This window comes from uncultured Brachyspira sp. (genome assembly GCF_949287625.1).
Taxonomy (GTDB): domain Bacteria; phylum Spirochaetota; class Brachyspiria; order Brachyspirales; family Brachyspiraceae; genus Brachyspira.
In genome coordinates, this window is sequence record NZ_CASEGO010000127.1 from 1 (window position 1) to 13292 (window position 13292).

Genomic DNA, 13292 nt, shown 5'->3' on the forward strand with positions numbered 1-13292 from the left:
AGTAATTGCGTTTTTTGCAACTTTTTTGTGCGGCAAAAAAGTTGATAATTCTATATAATGTACATCAGTTGACAAAATGAAATCGTTCCAGTATATACCCAAACAGCTACAATTTGTTTTTATTAGAATTAATATAAGTTTTAATAAAAAAGGGCTTTGAAAATCAATTCAAGCCCTTCTATTTAGTACGATTTTTTACTGTCCTATATCGTTACATATCTCTGTAAAACTCTATATGATGTTCTAGTTCATAAGGCAAAGGATTTCCTGTTTTAGTAAATTTGAAATATCTGTTTTCAAGCTCTGTAGCTTTTTTGCTTCTGATATTTTTAAATCTGTTTGCTATTTCTGAGAACATAGGCTGTTTAGCTAGTTCGTCTCTTATGTTTTTAGCGAAAGGAACTTGTCTGTATAATATACCCCTTGCTACTCTGTTAAGACGCATAATACCTTTGCTTTCGTATTTTATCCATAGATTGTAGTCTGAAACAAATACTTCTCTTAGATTGTTTCTGCATTTTTTAATTTGTATTTTTAATTTTTCTTTAGCTTCATCTGACAAGTTTCTATTTTTCTTATAGAACTGAACATAATCGCTGTACTCAGAAGTAATAGACATTTGAGTAATATCATTCCAAGCAGGTCCAAGCATAGTTTTGCATAATTCCCATCTGAATGCCCCAATTGTAGGTATAAGCAAAGCTTCCAAGTCCTCTGAAGTAAATATAGGGAATAAGAATCGTCCTGTACTGTTTTTCTGTCTGCTTGAAAGCTCTTCCCACATTATAGCTCTTGAACCAAATGTAGGCATAAGTATTATATTAGGAAGTACTTCCTGCATAACAAGTTCTTTTTCGATATTTAATTCTTTATTTTTGTATAATACCTCTCTATAGAATGCAGAAAAATCTATATCTGTTATATCTTTCACAGATTTTTCCATTACATCTCTTCGTATTAATGCTCTTTCAAAATCTTTTGTAATCATATCTTTGTGAAGAATAGGGAAATATACGCTTACCTGACCATAACATAATCTGTGAGTAGTTTCAATCATATTTTCAACTTCATATTCAAGTCTTTTAGAAGAACTTTCCCAATGTTCTTCTAGTTCTTTGTCGTTTATACTGCCTCTTTTTTTCAATTCTCTTAGTGCCTCTCTGTAATCTTGTCCGAATCCATTTACAGAAGGAGGTTCATCTTTATCGTATATTTTTTGAAGCCATTCGTCTATATAGAAAACATTTATTTTTTTAGTTTTACTTTTGTCTTTAATTTCGTATAAATCCATTATTTGATTTGGAGTAAGCAGCTGATCGTCCATATATCCGAAGTTTAGGAACATTTTTACAAGTTTGCTGTTTTCGCCGTTTATTATAGCTCTTTTAGCAATTTCTTTATATATTTCAAAGAATACGGTTGTAACACCTCTTCTTATTTTTCTAACATCATCTTCAGTGCTGAATTTATCTCTTAATTTTCTGAATGCATTAAGTGATTTCATAAAGCTTTTGGCTTTGTTTTCATCAATTCCAGACATTTCTATTAATTTTTTAGTAGGATCTTTTACTTCACTAGGCAATTCTTCAAATCCTACAGTAACTTTTATATTATCAATACCGTCCATATCTGTACCAATTTCATCTGAAGAAGAAACATTATTTTTAGATATTCTTTTTAATATAGAATCCATTTCTTCAGTATCTATATTAAGATCATAATCATATTCAGTTTTAATTTTATTATAAATATCTTTTATGATGCTTGACATAAACCTTATATATTTAACCCATACATCATTATCTTTGCCTTGTTTATCTAGTTCAGTAGCTGTTTTTACATATTCTCCAAATAATGATTCGCTTTCATTTGATGATAAAAATAAAATATTTTCTATAGCTTCAACTATTTCTGTTTTTAACAAAGATGATATTTTTTTTAGAGTTTCATAAAGCATGTGAGAGGCATCTAAACTCATATTTGTATCATAAGAAAAGAATTGAGTTTTAATATTTTTAGGCATAGTTAAAAATCTTCTCACATAATCAATTTCAAATTCTAATTTTTCAATATTTTCTTCTTCATCAAACTGATTTTTGTTATGCATATATATTTCAGAGTGATCAGCCCTTATAAAATCTGCATCAAACGAAGTAGGAAAATTAAAACCTGAGTTTATAGAGTCTTCGTAAATTTCTTTATATTTTTTTAACATTTCAGACTTTATATTTTTTGATTTAGTCTGCTGTAAATTAAAATATATAACAGCAAGATTTGCCGATATTATTTTCACATCATCATTAATTCTTTTTATTTTAATATATTCTTCATAGGATTTTAAAATAACATATGCTATAGAATGATACATATTAGTAAGATATGTTTTATTAACTTTAAAAAATGTTTTAACATATTCCTGATTTGGAGTTTTGACAGCATATATTTCAGTATCATCTTTTGATTTGAAAGAAAACATGTATTTAGAATTTGTCTTATAGCTTCCAATACCAATCATAATATTTCTAGGTATTGAAAATAGTCGGCAGCTGTAACGCATAATTTCATTTTCATCTTCAATTCCTAATATATCTTTAGAAGATATGTAAACATCTATTTCACCATTAGTAATTATAGATATATTTTGTACTTTTTCTCCTTCATAAAAAATAATAGAATTTGGTTTTAATTTTATATTTCCATTTTCTTCAATACTTACACTCATAATTTTCAACTCTCTCTAATTTTTATATTTATATATTATAAAATTATATATTATTTTTTTAAAATATGCTAGTTTTTTGCGTATTTTTGGAATTTTTAGCCAAAAATTTCCAGTCTAATATTAAAAATTTCCCCAAATTCCAAGTTTTTTATAAAAAAGAGGGGTTCAAAAAAGGCATTTTTAACTTTAATGATTTTGAGCACTCTAAAATTTGTATAAAATGTATGATAAACTTGTTAAATTTAAGAAATATTGCTGTTTTTTTAAAAAACTGCCTCTAAAAGCTATTGCGTTTTTAGAGCTGTATGCTACAATAATAAAACAGTTGATGAGAAACAAAAAACAAAACGAAAGAAACGAAACACCAACTGAAAAACAAAAAACTTAAAGTTCTTTGACAGATATATGAGAGCGTAGATTTTTAGAAAGTAATTTCCAACATAAATACGGAAATCAGCAATTATAAAAATCTTCACTAGATAAAGAAAACACAATTAGATTGTGTGTCTTAGAGTAGAAACAATTAAGCGGAGCGTTACTAAAGAATTAGATAAGAAACAGCTTTAATTAGCTAAAAGTCTCATTCAATTTGATGTATTAAACTTAGCTTTGATATTAGTAATAATAAAGAAGAAAAGGATAATATGGTCAAGTAAGTAAGGGCTTAAGGTGGATGCCTAGGCACTGGAAGGCGATGAAGGTCGTGACAAGCTGCGATAAGCCACGGGGAGAAGCAAATATTCTATGATCCGTGGATCACCGAATGGGAAAACCTATAGAAGTAAACCTTTTATATCATAAACTGAATCCATAGGTTTATGAGGCGACACCCAGGGAACTGAAACATCTAAGTACCTGGAGGAAAAGTAATCAAAATTGAGATTCCCTAAGTAGTGGCGAGCGAAAGGGGAAGAGCCTAAACCATAATAATGTCAAGTTGTAAGGCGTTGTTATTATGGTGTTGTAGGGCGGTGAGTGATGTACTTACATGCATCGACTTTGCTTTATATGGTAGTGGAACTGTTTTGGAAAAGCAGACCATAGTGAGTGATAGTCTCGTACACGAAATCATATAGACAAGGTTTTACCGTTCCTGAGTAGGGCGGGGCACGTGAAACCCTGTTTGAATCTGGGTAGACCACTATCCAAGGCAAAATACTAACCAGTGACCAATAGTGTAGAGTACCGTGAGGGAAAGGTGAAAAGTCTCCCGTTGAGGGTTATTAAATAGAACCTGAAACCTTAAGCTTACAAGTAGTCAGAGGGGACCCTGCTAGCAATAGTAGAAGGCCTAATGGCGTGCCTTTTGTAGAATGAGCCTGCGACTTATAGTACGTAGCAAGATTAAGAGGTAATAGCCTTGTAGTCGTAGTGAAAGCGAGCCTTAATAGGGCGACATTAGTTGCGTGCTATACGACCCGAAGCCAAGTGATCTACCTATGAGCAGTGCGAAACTCGAGTAACATCGAATGGAGGTGCGAACCAGTGGCCGTGAAAAGGCTTTGGATGACTTGTGGGTAGGAGTGAAAGGCTAATCAAACTTGGAGATAGCTGGTTCTCTCCGAAATGTCTTTAGGGGCAGCGTTATGTGTTTACTTACGGGGGTAGAGCACTAAATGGACTAGGGCTCCTAACCGAGTACCAAACCCAACTAAACTCCGAATACCGTAAGTTAAGAGCATGGCAGTTAGACAGCGGCGGATAAGCGTCATTGTCAAAAGGGAAACAGCCCAGATCCTCAGCTAAGGTCCCAAAATCTATGTTAAGTGGGAAAGGATGTGAGAATACTTAAACAGCCAGGAGGTTGGCTTAGAAGCAGCCATTCCTTTAAAGAGTGCGTAACAGCTCACTGGTCGAGTGTTCTTGCGCCGAAAATGTAACGGGGCTCAAACATAGTACCGAAGCTAGGGAATTATAGAGTTAATCTATAATTGGTAGGAGAGCGTTCTTTAAGCCGTTGAAGGTTTACCGTAAGGTGGGCTGGAGGTATAAGAAGTGAGGATGCAGGCATGAGTAACGAGAAAACGGGTGAGAAACCCGTTCGCCGCAAACCCAAGGTTTCCTAGGTAAAGCTAATCTGCCTAGGGTTAGTCGACCCCTAAGATGAGGCTGAAAAGCGTAGTCGATGGGAAACAGGTAAATATTCCTGTACTATGATATGTTTCGATGGAATGACACAGATTGTTTACGTACGCGTTAGATTGGTAGATAACGTCAAACAGTTTAGACTTGTGATGAGTAAAATGCTTGTTGCTTTAAGGTTGAGGCTGGATAGTGACTGGGCTTTCGGGTTCAGGAAGTTGCGTGAGCTAGGCTGTCGAGAAATAATTTCTAAGGTTAGGCATGTCATAATCGTACCGCAAACCGACACAGGTGGGTGAGATGAGTATTCTAAGGCGCTCGAGATAATCTTCCCTAAGGAACTCTGCAAATTAGTCTTGTAACTTCGGAAAAAGAGACGCTTGAATCTTGGTAGCAATATTGAGAGGAGAGTCGCAGTGAAAAGGCCTGGCCGACTGTTTAACAAAAACACAGATCTCTGCAAACATGTAAATGGATGTATAGGGATTGACACCTGCCCAGTGCTGGAAGGTTAAAAGGAGAGGTTAGCGTAAGCGAAGCTTCGAATTGAAGCCCCAGTAAACGGCGGCCGTAACTATGACGGTCCTAAGGTAGCGAAATTCCTTGTCGGGTAAGTTCCGACCTGCACGAATGGTGTAACGATCCGGGCACTGTCTCGGGGAAGAACTCGGTGAAATTGAATTATCAGTGAAGATGCTGATTACCCGCAACAGGACGGAAAGACCCCGTGAACCTTTACTATAACTTGACATTGAGTTTTGTTTTGTGATGTGTAGAATAGATGGGAGGCTTTGAAGTGGGAGCGCCAGCTTTCATGGAGCCATCTTTGAAATACCATCCTTCGCAAAATGGGATTCTAACGATTAGCCGTTATCCGGCAGTCGGACATTGTCAGGCGGGTAGTTTGACTGGGGCGGTCGCCTCCTAAAGAGTAACGGAGGCGTGCAAAGGTCACCTCAAACCGAATAGAAATCGGTAGTAGAGTATAAAGGCATAAGGTGGCTTGACTGCGAGAGAGACATCTCGAGCAGGTACGAAAGTAGGTCTTAGTGATCCGGTGGTCCCGAGTGGAAGGGCCATCGCTAAACGGACAAAAGGTACTCCGGGGATAACAGGCTTATCTCCCCCAAGAGTTCATATCGACGGGGAGGTTTGGCACCTCGATGTCGGCTCATCGCATCCTGGGGCTGGAGCAGGTCCCAAGGGTTTGGCTGTTCGCCAATTAAAGCGGTACGCGAGCTGGGTTCGCGGTACGCGAGCTGGGTTCAGAACGTCGTGAGACAGTTTGGTCCCTATCCGTTGTGGGCGTTGGAAAGTTGAGAAGAGTCATTCTTAGTACGAGAGGACCGGAATGAACGCACCGCTGGTGTATCTGTTGTTCTGCCAAGAGCATCGCAGAGTAGCTATGTGCGGACGGGATAACCGCTGAAAGCATCTAAGTGGGAAGCCTCCTTCAAGATTAACTTTCCCTATGAGTTTCGTTGGAGACTACGACGTTGATAGACTGCAAGTGTAAGCAGGGAAGAAATACCTGTTCAGCTGAGCAGCACTAATCAGACCAATGACTTGACCATATTATCGTTTTCTTCTTAAATAACAGAAATCATAATAAAAGAGTAGAATGAGACAATCTGCGCTCTTATATATCTGACAAGGATACTTAAAACTTTGTTCTTTTAATTTGCTAATATTATTTCGGTGACCATAGAGAAAGTGATACACCCGTTCCCATTCCGAACACGGCAGTTAAGCCTTTCATCGTCGATGGTACTGTAAGGGTAGCTTTACGGGAGAGTAGAACGTTGCCGGGTATATATTATATATTTATCCCAATAGATTTTTTTCTGTTGGGATTTTTTTATTTATTATATGAGTTTATTATGAGTAATAAAGAAAGAATTATAAAGATTATTAAACTTATAGCATATCTATTTTCTTATATGATGGTTACTGTAGTTGCTTTTAATTACGGTTATATGTTCTATGCAGTTAAATTTGATGGGGCTTCTGCTCCGCCTAGTGTCTCTTTTATTTTTGCTATTCCTTTTATTCTCGCTATATTGGTATGCATTATTATAATTAAAATAATTAAAAAGAGAATGAAAGATTAGTATTAATATGATATAATAAATTACTAAATAAAAACAATTCTGAGGTTTATGAATAATGCAAAAAGATAAGAGAAAAGTAAAGTCTACCATTTCTGTTTCTATATTTACTATTATAATTGTTATACCGCTTACTTTAATTATTTATAATCTTAAATTAGAAAATGCTTCTTATCTTCCAAATACTTTTTCAAAATATGCTGTATCTTTTTTAATAGCGTTTATAATCAGTCAGCTAATATCAGCAATTTTTAATAAGCTTATATTACTTGGTTTAACTTTAATTGGTATAATTCTTGTGAAGAAAGTATCAGAAGATAATAAAAATAAACGAATCTAATTTTTCTTATAATAATTTTTTATATATGATAGTTTTATAATAAATAATTAAAAAAATATTACTTTATTTAAAATAATAAGTTATACTTTATACTAGTATTTTATTAAACTTATTATATAATAGTAACTTAAATAAAAACAATTTTGGAGGTTTTTAATTATGGCAAATCCAGTATTATCAGATAAGGCATTTAATTATGCATCAAGTTATGAAAATGAAAATACAATGACCCTTAATGGGGCAATTAACAAATCAATAATACTTACATTAATATTAATGCTTTCAGCTATGGTAAGTGTATTTTTTGTTTTAGCTTCTAATCCTGAACTTCTTTATCCTGCAGCTTTAGGATCATCTATAGGTGCTTTTGTTTTAGCTTTGATAATGACTTTCAAAAAAGAATTGTCTAAAGTGTTTTCTATACTTTATGCTATACTTGAAGGTATTGCTATAGGTGCTGTTTCTTATGTATTTAATGCTGCTTATGATGGTATAGTTGTTCAGGCTGTATTTCTTACATTCTTAGATTTATTTATAATGTTAGTTTTATACAGATTTAGAATAATAAGAGTAACAGAAAAATTGAGAAGTGTTATTATGGTATCTACTTTATGCATAGGTATTGTATATTTAGCTAATTTTATAATGTCATTTTTTGGTGCTAGAATACCTTTCTTGTATGGTTCAAGTCCTTTAAGCATTGGAATAAGTATTGTAGTAGTTCTTATTGCTTCTTTCAATCTTCTTTTGGATTTTGATTTTATGGAAAAAGGAGAGCAGTATAATATGCCTAAATATTTTGAATGGTATGCTGCTTTTGGACTTCTTGTTACTTTGGTATGGCTTTATTTAGAGATATTAAAACTTTTATCTAAGTTTAGAAACAGAGATTAAAAATTATATAAGTTCATTTATAAGCATGCATATTAATTTATGCATGCTTTTTTATTTATTATTAAACTTGTTAAAAAATACTCAATAATCTTATATATACTGGAACGATTTAATTTTGTCAATTGATGTACATTACATAAAATCATCAACTTTTTTGTCGCATACGCTCTGCGGGCTTCGCCAAAATTTTTATCATTCGGATACGCTTCACGAAAAACTCAATTACTAGAACTTTATATTTTATATATACGTATTAAATGTAGTGTATATCCCTAAATTTAGGCTAAAAATACAGTTCTTTTGGTTCTTTTATACCACGCCACAGGCGGACAGACGTCATAAAAGAACTGGGGTGTTGCGTAGCACACAGCGTGGTGGGCAAAGCCCCATATATTAAAAACAAAATATAACTTCATTTTTGGCAAACTATATTTGTTTAGGTATATACTGAAAATTTTTAAGTTTGTTAATTTTTTGTTGTTCTTTTTCCCGCCGCAAAAAGAACCTTATATCCTCGACAAGCTCGGATACGCTTTGCGAAAGTGCAAGTATTAAAATTATTATTAAATCGTACTAATTATGTTTTATATGTAGGATAAATTACTGAATTCAGTGTAAAATGAAGTCTTTTCGCCTGCCTACGGCACGCAGAGCGAGGCGTACAGGCGTCACAAAAGAAGTGGGGGGGTGGTGGCTAGTCCCCACAAATACTAAAATTTAAAAATTTATTTTTTGACAAAAGATAGTTGTTTAAGTATTTGTAAAGATATAGTAACTTGTAAAAATACAATTTTTTTATATGATAATATAATACTATAAATTAATATACTAGCATTACTTATTAATTGAGTTTTGAAACAACTAATATTAATATATTTTGTATTTAAAGTTAGATAAATAATACATCAATTAAATACTAAAGATATATATTTCAAAATTATTAAGTATTATCTATTATAGCCATATTTTTATTTTACAATAATTCTAATAATTATATAATTTATTAGAAATAAAAGCAGATAAAAGATCTAATATATATCTTCTATCTGCTTGTTTATTGTTATGTTATTATTAACATTATATTTTATTTGCTTTCCTGATTATTTGGTTTAGGCTGTATTATTGCAGAAAGTATCAAAAATACTGCCAAACTAGCAGCTATACCGGGTATTATAGGATCCACTCCAAATAAATTTATATTTTTATTGTATTGGAAAAATATTGTTACTGCACTTCCAGCTATTAATGAACCCATACTTGCAGCTGCAGAAAGTTTTTTGTTTGTGTAGTTTCCAAATAAATATGGAATAAATACTCCAGCAGCACGCAAACTAAATGAAAACATAAGTATTGTTATTAAGTTTGAAGCCTTAAAAGCTATAAACATAGATATAAGTCCTACTGCAACCATACATATTCTTCCCAAAAAAAGAAGCTGTTTGTCAGCGGCATTTTTATTTATGTATTTTTTATATATGTCATTTGTTGCTATTACAGATACGGCAAGCATATCAGAATCAGCAGATGACATAGTAGCAGAGATTAATGCCGAAAATAATAATCCAACTATAACAGGAGGCATTGTATTCATAGCGAGTACTGGAAGTATATATCTAGTTCCTTCAGAAGTTAGAAGTTCGGAAGTAAGAAGTCCGTCTTTAACAACGCTTGAAGCAATAAGTCCTAAAAATGCTGGAAATAATGAATATAATATGCATACTAATCCGCCTGCTAAAGAACCTATCATAAGAGATTTAGCATCTTTTGCTGAAAAAAATCTCTGACTAATTTCAGGTCCTACAGAATAAGAAGCTATATACATTATGGTAAGTGATATAATCGTAGGCCAGCCCATACCAGCAGTAAAAGATTTTTGTGCTGGTGTTAAATTAGAAATAACATGTTCAAAACCCCCAGCATAATGCAAAGCAAAAGGTATAGCTGCTAAACTTCCTATAAAAACTAAAGAACCTTGAATCAAATCGGTAAAGGCAACACCCCAAAGTCCTCCCATAGAAGAATATGCCGTAACCACTATCGTAACTATTACTACAGATAATTTATAATTCCAGCCAGTCATAACTGTTAATATACTTGCAGAGGCTATTATCTGAGCTGCAGTTATACCTATCATAGGAAGCCCCATTATTATTGAAGTTACCAATGCATTAGCTTTTCCATATCTTTTATAAAAATATTCTGATACAGTAGTAACCATTGCATTTCTAAATCTCTGAGCTAAAAATGCAAGAACTAAATATGCAATAGATGCTGTTATTACGTACCAAACTGCAGAAAGCCCCCATTTACCGTATGCCTATTCTGCTAAACCTAAAGAAGTACCTCCTCCTATATTTGTAGCAGCTAAAGTTCCTGCTAAAAGTACAGGTCCTAAATTCCTTCCTGCTAATGCAAAATCATTACTGCTATTAACTTTTTTGCTTGAATATATACCTATAAGGAGCATAGCAGCTAGGTATACAATTACTATGATTATTACTATAGTTCCTCCCATAATGAAAACTCCCAAAAAATTAATATTTTAAAATTTTAATGTTGATAAATAAGTATAATTCTTTTTTTACAAAAAAAAACATATTTTTTGTAAAAAATACAAAAAAATTTAGAATGTATTTTACAATCATAATAAATTATACTTTTTTTGTGAGCTATATTAATAATATTTAGAGTATATTAAATTTTATGTATTGTAATATATTTAATATATACTGAAACAATTTTATTTTGTCAATTGGTGCACATTATACAGAATTATCAACTTTTTTGCCGCACACGCCACAGGCGGGCTTCGCCAAAGTTTTTACCAACACCACAGGTGGACTTCGTTGGCACGCTTCGTGAAAAATGCAGCTGCTAAAACTTTATATTTTAAATATATGTATTAAATGTGTGGTAATACCCGAAATTTAGGCTACACCTTGCCAAAAGAACGCAGAGCGAGGTGGACTTCGTCAAATGCAGTCTTTTTGGTTCTTTTGGTCACAAAAAGAACTGGGGGTGTGGGGGCAAAGCCACCGCAAACAATAAAATTAAAAAGCTAAAAATTGACAAACTTAAAAATTTTCAGTATATACTATTTTATTTTTTTTAAAAATAAAATAGTATAGATAATCTTCTGTAGTATTTCGTAAACAAATATAACAAAATAAATATTACTTTTTATTTATTATAAAACAAATCTTATAAACAATATTTTTAATTTGTAATATTGGCATTTTTCTGCCATTTATTAGATTTCAAATAATAAAGACTAAATAAAGTATTTATTATATAGCATATACCCATAGAAGCCCATATACCAATAAGTTCAAAATGAGGTGATAATGCATAAGCCAAAATTGTTCTTAAAATAAGAGTTGTTGATGTAGTGAAAGCCATAATTACAATAGTTTTTCCAGCTCCGTTTATAACACCATTGCATACAAACATCACAGAATAAAAAATAAATATAGGCATAATAGTATAAATATAGCTTTTAGCATATTCAAATACTGAAACATCTTTTGTAAACATTCTTATAAGAAGATAAGGATTAGTTATAGAAAAAATACTCATAACAGAAGAGATTATAAGTCCTATTATAATACCGCTTTTAAAAATCTCTTTAACTCTGTCTAGTTTTTTGGCACCTATATTTTGTGCAGACATTGTCATAACAGCGTTTCCCAATGCCCCTATAGGCATAATAAATAATGATTCTACTCTATTGACAATAGCCACAGTTGCACTTGCAGCATCTCCAAAACTGCTTATAAGCCTAGTTATTACAAGCCAGCCGAAAGCGACTATAAATTGATTAAATGAAATAGGTATTCCTAACTTCATTATTTTTTTAGTCATTTTCAAATCAAATGTGAATATAAAAGGATTAATTTTGATAAAGCTGTTTTTCATTCTTAAATATGTTGTGCTTATAAATACAGAAGTAAATTGTGATATTACAGTAGCAATAGCTGCCCCTTGAAGTCCCATAGCAGGTATTATCCAAAACCCTTTTATAAGTATTGGGTCTAGTATTATATTAAGCACAGAAGATACAATTAAAAATATTAAAGGTCTTATGGTATCTCCTACAGCCCTAAGTATAGATGATATAAAAAAATAAGCATATGCAAACGGAAGTCCTATTATAGATATTCTCAAATAGATAAGTGCCATATTTATAGCATTTTGTGGGGTGTTCATAATTGTTAATATTGTTCTTGAAAATATAAGCATAAGAGAGCCTACAGTAAAAAGTATTATAACTCCTAATGTTGTAGAGACTTTTATAACATGGCTTACAGTATCATAATCTTTAGCTCCGTAATACTGAGATACTATAACTCCGTTAGCCATATTAACTCCGAATGCAAAAGAACCTATTAAAAGCATTATTGGAAAACTTACAGCAACTGCAGAAAGTCCAAGCGGACCTATAATATTACCTATCCAAATGCTATCTGCTATATTATATACAACATTAAGCATATTAGAGAGTAATATCGGGATAAGCAGTTTTAATAATGTGGGAACGACTTTTGATTCTGTGAGGTCGGTTCCTATATGATTGCTCATTTTTTATTATACCTTCAAATTAAATTGTGATTAGTATTATAAACTAAATAATAATTAATTAAATAGAAAAATATTATTTTTATAGTAATGAATTGTAATCTGTAATGATATTTTTATTATGATCGAGGGCGGTATATAAAATAATAAATAAAAAAAACGCTAGGGTGGGCATGCTTTTTTATGTAGATATAAAATAATAGAAGTATAGATTAAAGAAATTATATTTAATTATAAAATCTAAAGGGTGGGCAGTTAAAGTAAAATTCAAAAAATTATTTACACTCCCCGCCCTCTAAAATTTTATTGCGTTAATATAATTTATTAATACCAATTTTTTATAATATTCTCACTGTAAAAGCACCCCCGCCCAAGTTACGATTATATTAAAGAAATTTGTTTAAACCACGATTAATTTTGTATAATAGACTTGTTTCAAAAGTACTTGACAAATAATTTAATAAGTTTATTGTTTTATGCTAAATTAAATAATATTAATTATAGTTTAATTAAATGTTTTACTTGTTGTGTAAATTGTATGTTTAAGCTAGAAAATGCAGTTCTTTTGGTT

6 protein-coding genes, 2 rRNA genes and 1 pseudogene are annotated in these 13292 nt (G+C 32.1%); 5 read left to right on the forward strand and 4 right to left on the reverse strand.

The genetic code is table 11. From position 1 onward, the window contains the following. Positions 1 to 211: 211 nt before the first annotated feature. The gene (locus tag Q1X91_RS14015; RefSeq protein WP_300758933.1) at positions 212 to 2722 is read right to left on the reverse strand and encodes a Crp/Fnr family transcriptional regulator; all 2511 of its coding nucleotides are present in this window, start codon (positions 2720 to 2722) and stop codon (positions 212 to 214) included. Between the two features lie 646 nt (positions 2723 to 3368). Between Q1X91_RS14015 and Q1X91_RS14020 the strand changes: the two genes are divergently transcribed. The 5 genes from Q1X91_RS14020 (at position 3369) to Q1X91_RS14040 (ending at position 8146) form a co-directional block, all read left to right on the forward strand. Further along, positions 3369 to 6378: ribosomal RNA gene (locus Q1X91_RS14020) — 23S ribosomal RNA — on the forward strand. A 120-nt stretch (positions 6379 to 6498) separates the two neighbouring features. Continuing rightward, positions 6499 to 6615 (forward strand): 5S ribosomal RNA (rrf, locus tag Q1X91_RS14025). Positions 6616 to 6684: 69 nt separating this feature from the next. After that, complete coding sequence (locus Q1X91_RS14030; RefSeq protein WP_300758938.1) at positions 6685 to 6915, forward strand: hypothetical protein; 231 nt, start codon at positions 6685 to 6687, stop codon at positions 6913 to 6915. Positions 6916 to 6970: 55 nt separating this feature from the next. Next, positions 6971 to 7252 (forward strand): hypothetical protein, encoded by a 282-nt coding sequence (locus tag Q1X91_RS14035; RefSeq protein ID WP_300758943.1) that lies wholly within the window; start codon positions 6971 to 6973, stop codon positions 7250 to 7252. Positions 7253 to 7411: 159 nt separating this feature from the next. After that, positions 7412 to 8146: a Bax inhibitor-1/YccA family protein gene (locus Q1X91_RS14040; protein ID WP_300758947.1), complete on the forward strand. Its 735-nt coding sequence runs from the start codon at positions 7412 to 7414 to the stop codon at positions 8144 to 8146. Between the two features lie 1084 nt (positions 8147 to 9230). On the opposite strand, the pseudogene Q1X91_RS14045 reads toward Q1X91_RS14040, so the two are convergent. From Q1X91_RS14045 to Q1X91_RS14055, 3 genes and pseudogenes are all read right to left on the reverse strand, one after another. Further along, positions 9231 to 10442, reverse strand: a pseudogene (locus Q1X91_RS14045) (sodium:solute symporter family protein); the annotation flags it as partial. A 21-nt stretch (positions 10443 to 10463) separates the two neighbouring features. Continuing rightward, complete coding sequence (locus Q1X91_RS14050; RefSeq protein WP_300758950.1) at positions 10464 to 10661, reverse strand: hypothetical protein; 198 nt, start codon at positions 10659 to 10661, stop codon at positions 10464 to 10466. 701 nt (positions 10662 to 11362) lie between these two features. Further along, the gene (locus tag Q1X91_RS14055; protein WP_300758955.1) at positions 11363 to 12724 is read right to left on the reverse strand and encodes an MATE family efflux transporter; all 1362 of its coding nucleotides are present in this window, start codon (positions 12722 to 12724) and stop codon (positions 11363 to 11365) included. Positions 12725 to 13292 lie beyond the last annotated feature (568 nt).